We start from the raw sequence: 6,922 nt of genomic DNA, 5'->3' as shown, positions 1-6,922 counted from the left end.
TTTGGAGCTTTGTTAACCTTTAGGAACCGCCGTATGCGGACCCGCATGTACGGTGGTGTGAGAAGACGGGGGCTAGCCGCCCCCTCTTACTCGATTAACAACGTTCACTGGGATAGTACCCTCTGTGATTTCCTTTTGGAAAGAGTTAAGGATGCCAGGGTAACGCCGCCAACGATGAATAAGGAACCAATCATTTGCTGCGAGGTAACGAGCTGGCCGAGTATCACATATCCAACAATCATCGCGACAAACGGTTCCAGGTTCGAGAACATCGCTGCCTTTGCCGCACCAACCTTTTGCAGTTGGCTGTTCCAAATGAGCGTAACTATTCCGTGCATCAGAATAGCGGTAATAATTAACAAAGCCCATGCCCAGGCTTCATGACTGATGTTCCAGCCTGTCCCACCCGCCAGTACGACCGGCACCATCGTGCCGAACCCGACCAAGGTCGAATAAAGCGTAGTAATAATGGGGGGCAGCCTGCGAGCCAGCAGACGCACTAATACAATGGAGATGGCAAATGTAATCATTGTGATAAAGATCCAGAGGTGACCTATAGTAAATGCCAGTCTGGCACCATTAAAAACGACAAGAAACACACCCGAGATTGCCACAAGCGAGCCAGCTAGCATCGTTACCGTTAAAGCTTCTTTTAAAAATAAGGCTGCTAAAAGGGCTGTCGTAATGGGAGTTAACGCTAGAATAAGCGCCGAGGTGGTCGGGTCGGCCGTTTGTAAGCCTTGATAAAATGACCACTGGTTAATAAAAACGCCAATCAGGCCAAGTAAGATAAGCAGCTTCCACTCTTGTTTGCCAACGGGAACGAAGCGGTGTCGAACCCGTGTATAACAGAGTAGAAACAAGGATATGAACAACAAGCGAGCCATAGCTAGAAACAAGGGGGAAAATTGTTTGGCAAGCATGTTGCCAAAGACAAAGTTGCTCCCCCAAACGGTAACGCAAAAAATTAATAATAAGTAGGAACGAAGCATAGAAGTGGATTCCTCTCAATGATTTCCCAGTTGTTTCTTAATAAATTTACGGCCCCAATACACAATGACGAGTAGGCTTGACACCATCATACTAACCCAGACGGCATCTAAGTTCCCTAACTTGTATCGACTTGTATATCCCGCGATTAGTCCGATCAACGCGCAAAGAGGAATGAAATTGTCCACTTTTCCTTTGCTAAAAACGATGAAGAGGAGAGGGACAATGAGTGCCGCGTAAATAATACCAAAGAAAAAGAGCAGCTCCAGAAGTGTAGGTGTGAAAAAAAAGGTAAGCGCAATCGACAGAACGCCGATCGCAATCGCGAGCATGTATCCCATACGCATCTTCTGTCTTTCATTGGCGTCAGGCTTCAAGAGTGGATAGACGTTGCCCGCGATGAGACTGATCATGGAATGCAGCCCTGCCCCGAAAGCGGAGGTAACTGCACCGAATGAACAGAGGACGAACAAAACCAACAGGAAAATCGTGTCAATCTTACGGATAAGATCGAATAAGAGCGAGTAAATGTTATTAAAACTTCCTGTAAATATAACGACCATAATCAGCGAAGAAAAAGCTAGCGGAACGGTTGCCCAGATGAGTCCGGAAAGCAGAAAGGTGGGCACGATTTTTTTGCCTTCTAGCATGTACAGACGCTGCCACGTTGCTTGGTCGACGAAAATTTGCCCGAAGCCAATTAATAGGCCTGTACACATAAAAAACAATCCTTCGTGATTGTTTAGTACGAGCAAATAAGGATGATAGAGGCGAATTCCTTGATAAACATTTTCAACCCCTTTAGCAATGAAAAAATAAAGAGGGATGAGGATGGCTGCAGCAAACATAAGGATGACTTGAACGAAGGCCAAGCGCTGAATAAGGACAATCCCGCCAAAGCCGACAAAGACGACGCAAAACAAGAAGAAACAAAGCATTCCGATAGAAATCGGGATACCGACTAAAATGTTGGCAAGCACGCCAGCTGCCATTCCCTGCATAAATAAGCCCTCTATACTGGTGATAAGCAGGATAGCAATCATCATCCAATAGCCGAGACGGTGCAGCTTAAATTGAAAAAAATCCCCGATCGTCAAGCCGTCACCGTACTCTTTACGCACCCTTTTTCCAAGCCAGCCAAAAGCCATCAGCGCGATAGCTCCCATCAACGCATAGCCAATTCCGCCAAAGATGCCATATTTGACCAGCGCTTCGGGGGAGGCAAAGATGGTAATGCCTGTTACCCATCTGGCCAAGATCGATATGACTCCCAGGCCTATGCCAATCTTGGCTGCTCCCTGCGCATATTCACGAAATGATTGGTAAAGCAAGGTTATTTCTCCTTCTCGCGATATTCTTTAGGTGTTTGGCTGGTGCTTTTGCGGAAAATGGTGCAAAAGTAATGTTGGCTGTTAAAGCCGCTTTTCTCTGATACGGTAGAAATACTCCAATCGGGATGGGACACGAGATACTTTTTGGAAATCTGGATGCGGTACTGCATCAAGTATTCGGAGAATGACACACCAACTTCGTCATGAAAGCGGCGACTTAAATAGGTTGGGTTAATGTGCACCTCAGCGGCAAGGTCGGCAAGCGCGAGTTTTTCTGCATATTTTTCATGGATGATGGTCAGCGCGTCATGAATAACATGAGAGTACTTGGACTGCGGCATCTTGTTGCGGTATTTGCTCAGAATATCAACCAGTTCGCTTTGGATGACCGGCTTCGTCATGTAATCGACCACACCAAGACGGATCGACTGTTTGGCATAATGGAAGTTTTGGTAGGCGGTGACGATAATGATCTCAATATCTTGATTATGTTGACGCAGCTCTTCGCCAAGCTCCAGTCCTGATTTGCCTGGTAAATTGATATCAAGAAAGGCAAGATGAATCTTTACCTTTTGGCTAATGGCGGTAGCTTGGCAGCTATCGGATGCTTTGTACAAGTTCCAAAAAGGAAAAAGCGGGTGAATCAGATATTCAAGCTGTTCCAGCTCAAGAGGCTCGTCATCCACGAGTAATACATTCATTAGGTCACCTCTTTTAAGTTAGGTTCTATGATGAAAGGCCATTTGACTTGCACCTTGGTACCTGTCTCCGGGATCGATTGAATCTGTAAGCTAGCCCGATCGGTAAAGTATAGATGCAGACGGCGTCTAATGTTGTCCAAGCCATGTCCGCTCTTCCCTTCCATGGCAGATTCCTCTTGCTCCATCGTGCCATTATCGAAGACCAGAAGGGTTGCCGTCTCTTGCTCGAGGGAAAAACGGATATCAAGATTCACGGCTCCAACTTTCCGTTCCAGCCCGTGCTTAAACGCATTCTCAACAATGGTTTGCAAAACAAAAGGCGGGATATAGGCCGCCTGGAGTTCTTCAGCGCACGTTAGTGTAACCGTAAGGCGAGTACCGAAACGCAGCTTTTGAATCTCGATGTAGTACTCCGTATAACGAATTTCCTCACGAAGAGGAATCACGGGTTCGGTGGTTTTGTACTTAAACTTAAGGAATTGGGAGAAGACCTCAAGGGCTCTGACCAATTCTTCCGTACGTTCCAAGCGCGCCAAGGTTAGAATCACGTTCAACGAATTGAATAAGAAATGGGGCTGGATTTGCTGATTTAATTGGTTGTAAAGCGATTGCTGGAGCTCTTTTTCCAATTCCATCTTCTTCGTTTTGTTTTCCAGGAGATCAATGCGTTTCTCAAAGACAAACAAAAATAATAAAGTAATAGCCCCAATAATTGGAGCTAAAATAAACAGTAAAATGAGTAAGGTAAAACCCTCAAAGCTAAGCATGAGATCCCTTCTGCATACGGTTTTAATATATGGTTTCTCTACCAGTTTAAATTATTCGTCAGGATAAAGCGAATGAAGTCAATAATTACCTTAAGGAACCAAGTGGCAAGCTACTTGATGTCCTTCACCGGTAAAGCGCAGCTCAGGCTCCTTTGATCTGCACGTTTCGACGACAAACGGGCAGCGCGTATTAAATCGGCATCCTTGAGGCGGATTGATGGGAGAGGGAACATCGCCGGTCAACAGGATGCGCTCTTTCTTTTCCTTCTGATTGGGTACAGGAATGGCGGAAAGGAGAGCCTTGGTATAAGGGTGCTGCGGATTATCGAAAAGCGACTTCTTGTCCGCAATTTCTACGATTTTACCTAGATACATGACCATCACCCGATCGGAGATGTGCCGTACCACGCCTAAATCATGAGAGATAAACAAATAAGTCAGCTTGTATTGGTGCTGCAGCTGCTTCAATAGGTTCAGCACCTGCGCTTGGATGGACACATCCAAGGCGGAAACGGCTTCATCGCATATAATAAGCTTCGGCTCCACAGCTAACGCGCGTGCGATGCCGATACGCTGGCGCTGACCGCCGCTGAATTCATGCGGGTATCGGTCGATATGGTCAGAACGTAACCCGACGTTGTCGAGCAGTTCCTTTATACGATCTGTCCGCTTTTCCTTCGGAATGACATCTTGAATGGCCAACGCTTCGCCGAGAATTTGGCGGACGGTTTGCCTAGGATTCAGCGATGCAAAAGGATCTTGGAAGATAACCTGCATGTCTTTGCGCAGCTTCCTTAGCTCACGCTTATTCAGGCCAAGTACATCTTTATCCTGAAAGTGGATATCTCCTCCGGTCGGTTCATCCAGACGTAATAGGGCTCGTCCTGTGGTTGATTTGCCACAACCTGATTCACCTACAATGCTGAGCGTTTCGCCTTCATAAATTTTAAAGCTGATGTTGTCTACAGCTTTTACATGGTTCACAGTGCGCCCTAAGATGCCGCCTTTGATCGGAAAGTATTGTTTCAAATCGTTGATTTCAACTAAAACGTTCTTCTCCTTGCCACGCTCTACAGGTATTGTCATTGGATGGAATCCCCCGCTTTCCTACGCGCATCAAGCTGTGCGTCCCACTCTGGTGTATACATCCAGCAGCGAACCTGACTGCCATTTCCGACATCGGTTAGCTCCGGCATAGTTGTCTGACATAATTCTCTGGCGTGAGGACAACGAGGAGCAAAACGGCATCCCGCAGGCATGTTGTAGGGACTTGGGACACTTCCTTTGATCGCTTGCAGTTCTTCTTGGTCTTGGTCTGCACGAGGCAGAGAGTTAAGTAATCCGATGGTGTAGGGATGTTTCGGATTGGCAAATAGCTCGCTAGCGGCAGTATATTCCACAATCTTGCCGGCATACATCACGGCTACGCGATCGCACGTTTCAGAAACGACCCCCAGATCGTGGGTGATCATAATGATACTCATGCCCATTTGCTTCTGCAGCAGCTTCATCAAATCCAGAATTTGCGCTTGAATAGTTACATCAAGAGCTGTTGTCGGCTCGTCGGCAATCAGAATCTCCGGGTTACAAGCCATCGCCATGGCAATCATCACCCGCTGCCGCATGCCTCCGCTAAGTTCATAAGGCTCTTGCTTGGCGCGTTTCTCCGGGGAGGGGATACCAACCAGACGCAGCATGTCGACTGCTTTCTCCCAGGCTTCCTTTCTCCCAAGCTTTTGGTGATGGCGAAACACTTCCGCGATTTGTTCCCCAACCGAGTAGACGGGATTTAAAGAAGTCATGGGCTCTTGGAAAATCATCGAGATTTCGTTGCCGCGGATGGCACCCATTTCTTTATCCGTTTTTTTCAATAAGTCTTGTCCTTTGAAAAGGATTTCCCCGTTAAGGATTCGCCCTGGCGGACTTGCGATCAACCTGAGGATGGAAAGCGATGTAATGCTTTTCCCGCAGCCCGATTCGCCTACAAGTCCGAGCGTTTCCCCTTTATGGAGCGTAAAATCAATGCCGTCAACAGCTCTGCTTACGCCTTCATTGGTAAAGAAGTGTGTCTGAAGATTGCTTACTTCCAGAACCTTTTCTTGTTGTTTAAGCATCTCGTTCCCTCCTTTTAATCCAGCTCAATCCGTTTGTTGAAGTTACGATACAGCACGTCGACCGCAAGGTTAACTATGACGAAAATGATGGAGGCGACCAGTACGCCACCCTGTACCATAGGCAAGTCACGCATGCGAATGGCATCTACAATCAGCCGTCCAAGTCCGTTAATGGCAAAGACAGATTCTACTAATACCGTACCGCCGAGCAATACGCCGAACTGTAGTCCCACCACGGTAATGACAGGAATGAGTGCATTCTTGAGGGCATGCTTATAAATGATAACTCGTAGTTTCAATCCTTTAGCTTTCGCTGTTCGAATATAATCTTGGCGAATGACATCCAGCATCGTGGAGCGCGTCATCCTAGCGACAATGGCAGCACCTGAAGCTCCTAATGTGATTGCCGGGAGCACAACATGTTTCCATGTTCCCCAGCCCGCGACAGGAAAGAGGTGCAATTTCACGGAGAAAAAGTAAATGAGCGAGAGCCCGAGACAGAAGCTGGGCAAGGATACACCGAGCAGCGCGATAATCATGATCGTGATATCCGATGCCGTATATTGCTTCGTAGCGGATACGATTCCGGCAAGCATCCCGAAAACAATGGTGATGAATATACTGGCTACAGCAAGCTCGATCGTGATCGGTAAGCGAATCATGATTTCGTTAAAAACAGGCAGATTGGAGCGAAGCGATATCCCAAAGTCTCCTCGGACCACGTCGATGACGTACTGGAAATATTGAATAAACAAAGGCTGATCTAAGCCCAATTGATGACGAATGCGTTCAACCGTCTCAGCGGAAGCGCCTTCTCCTGCGAGCAGAACGGCCGGATCGCCAGGCACGAGCTGCATAATCAAGAATACGACCAGAATGACGCCTAACAGTACCGGGATCATCTGAAGTAACCGGCGAATGATGTATACGAACATGGATATCCCCCTTAGAGTTTTCCTAAAGGAAAACTATCTTCGAAAGCATACGCTTAAAGTTTTCCTTTAGGAAAACTGGCTTCG

7 protein-coding genes are annotated in these 6,922 nt (G+C 47.1%); all 7 read right to left on the bottom strand.

Annotated features, from left to right (window positions below):
• Nucleotides 1–104: 104 nt before the first annotated feature.
• The 7 genes from J2Z65_RS31890 to J2Z65_RS31860 all read right to left on the bottom strand — a co-directional run bounded on the left by J2Z65_RS31890 (nt 105) and on the right by J2Z65_RS31860 (nt 6,838).
• Complete coding sequence (locus tag J2Z65_RS31890; RefSeq protein ID WP_167052692.1) at nt 105–992, bottom strand: DMT family transporter; 888 nt, start codon at nt 990–992, stop codon at nt 105–107.
• Between the two features lie 15 nt (nt 993–1,007).
• Nucleotides 1,008–2,321 carry a sodium:solute symporter family transporter gene (locus tag J2Z65_RS31885; protein WP_167052691.1) on the bottom strand — a complete coding sequence of 438 codons (1,314 nt, stop codon included), beginning with the start codon at nt 2,319–2,321 and terminating at the stop codon, nt 1,008–1,010.
• A 2-nt stretch (nt 2,322–2,323) separates the two neighbouring features.
• On the bottom strand, nt 2,324–3,022 hold the full coding sequence (locus J2Z65_RS31880) for a response regulator transcription factor (protein WP_167052690.1): 699 nt from the start codon (nt 3,020–3,022) through the stop codon (nt 2,324–2,326).
• The gene (locus J2Z65_RS31875; protein WP_167052689.1) at nt 3,022–3,789 is read right to left on the bottom strand and encodes a sensor histidine kinase; all 768 of its coding nucleotides are present in this window, start codon (nt 3,787–3,789) and stop codon (nt 3,022–3,024) included. Before J2Z65_RS31875 ends, J2Z65_RS31880 begins: the two co-directional genes overlap by 1 nt.
• Nucleotides 3,790–3,879: 90 nt before the next feature.
• Nucleotides 3,880–4,875 (bottom strand): ABC transporter ATP-binding protein, encoded by a 996-nt coding sequence (locus J2Z65_RS31870; protein WP_167052688.1) that lies wholly within the window; start codon nt 4,873–4,875, stop codon nt 3,880–3,882.
• A complete protein-coding gene (locus J2Z65_RS31865; protein ID WP_167052687.1) occupies nt 4,872–5,903 on the bottom strand; it encodes an ABC transporter ATP-binding protein in 1,032 nt (343 codons plus the stop codon). The genes J2Z65_RS31870 and J2Z65_RS31865 overlap by 4 nt, the downstream gene beginning before the upstream one ends.
• 14 nt (nt 5,904–5,917) lie before the next feature.
• Complete coding sequence (locus tag J2Z65_RS31860) at nt 5,918–6,838, bottom strand: ABC transporter permease (RefSeq protein WP_167052686.1); 921 nt, start codon at nt 6,836–6,838, stop codon at nt 5,918–5,920.
• Nucleotides 6,839–6,922: the final 84 nt, after the last annotated feature.

Source organism: Paenibacillus aceris, from assembly GCF_017874035.1.
Lineage (GTDB): Bacteria > Bacillota > Bacilli > Paenibacillales > NBRC-103111 > Paenibacillus_E > Paenibacillus_E aceris.
This window is presented reverse-complemented; position numbering and strand designations above follow the sequence as displayed.